A 1,635-nucleotide genomic window follows, 5' to 3' on the forward strand; every position below is an offset into this window, starting at 1 on the left:
GAGCATCTGCCCCGCCACCACCAGACCTGCCACGTTATCCAGCGAGGCGACCCGCAACGTGACGTTGCTCAAGCTGTTGAGTTCACCGCTGCTATTGTTCAACTGCCCGACATTGGCCGTCAGGTTGCCAGTGCTGCTGACGAGGCCGTGGGTGTTGATGAGCTTATCGGCGGTGATGTTCAGGGTGTTGCTGCTCAGCACCCGGCCCTTGCTTTGATTGTCCAAGGTCCCGGCTTCGATCGTCGCAGTTTGCCCGGCACTCAAAGTCCCGCCCTGGTTGCTCAGGCCCTGCGTCACATTGGCTGTCAGATTCCGGCTGGCGACGATACTCTTGCCGTTGTTATTGAGCGTCTGCGCCGAAACGCTCACATCGCCCGTGGCATTGCGCGTGTTATCGGCATTGACCCCGGCCTCGATGATGCCGTTGTTGCTCAACTGCCCAGCCGCGTTCAGGACGATGCCCGCCCGCGCCGCCAGGGTTTGTTGGTTAGTCAGGTTGCCCTGGGTCCGAACGTTCAGGGTCGTGCCGGCATAGACCGGTCCCCGCGCATCAAGACTCGCCGCCTTGACGTTGACCGCCCCGCTGGCCGAGGTATCGACCAGGCTCAAATGACCATTGGCATCGAGCTGGATATCACCACCACTGGCAATCAACTTGCCGTCCAGCTTCACCCCGACGCCGGCTTCGGTGCCCACCAGTTTGATCGCGCCTGCATACATCCCGCCTAACGCCGAAGAGTCGATGGCCAGTTGTGGTTTGGCGCTGCCGTCGTCCGTGCGGGCAGTGGCGTTGAGCGTATTGGCGTTGACGTCGTTGCGCCCGGCCACGATGGTCAGGTTCTTGGCCTGGATCTCGGCATTGATCTTGGCGCTGCGGGTGATGATTTCGAAATGATCGACGTTGTTCGCGTTCAGGCCCGCGCCTTCAATCGCGACGCTGCCCTGATCCACTTGATAACGACTCAACTGGCCGTTTTCCACCACCGGTTTGCCGGTGCTCAAGGTCACTTTCGGACTGTTGATGAAGCCGCAGCCGTTGCAGGTAATGCCATAGGGGTTGGCGACGATCACATGGGCCGACTGCCCGGCCACTTCGGTGTAGCCACGCAACTGACTGGGGTTGCCGCCGTTGACTTCGTTGAGAATGACTTTGGCGGCCGTACCGTTGAGGTTCGGGTTGCCGAGGATGATCCCGCCCAATTGCGTGGACTGGGTGCGGGCGGTGGCGTTGTTGAGGATGACGCCATTGCTGCCGACGTTGTAGTCCTTGAACTGGTTGTGGGACAAGCCGTTGCCGTTGGGCTTGGCGATGTTGACGATGGGCACGCCGTTGCCCGCCCGGTCCAGGCCGGTGCCCGGCGCGCTGACCACGATGCCGTCGGCCTGGGCCCACATAGGCTGCCAGAACATGACGTTGGCCAGCAGGAACGCCAGGCCGCGCTTGGGCATGCCCCAGAAGGCGTCGCGGGTTTGCAGGGCAGCAGAAGGCTGGCGGGCCAGGAAGGCGTATTGGCGGTCGTCCATGATCAGGTCTCGTTGCAGCAGAAATTAGATGGATACATCCACACGGAAGTAGATCGGCGCTTCGCGCTCGGTCAGGGCATCCGGACGTTCCAGGGAATGGGCGAAGGTGAC

1 protein-coding gene is annotated in these 1,635 nt (G+C 61.7%); it reads right to left on the reverse strand.

The window, feature by feature from the left end; translation table 11 throughout:
* Positions 1 to 1,524, reverse strand: a 1,524-nt coding sequence (locus LQ215_RS29400; RefSeq protein WP_230153729.1) for a filamentous hemagglutinin N-terminal domain-containing protein, incomplete at its 3' end; no start/stop codon positions are given.
* Positions 1,525 to 1,635 lie beyond the last annotated feature (111 nt).

The sequence above is a fragment of the Pseudomonas brassicacearum genome (genome assembly GCF_918698105.1).
Lineage (GTDB): Bacteria > Pseudomonadota > Gammaproteobacteria > Pseudomonadales > Pseudomonadaceae > Aquipseudomonas > Aquipseudomonas brassicacearum_F.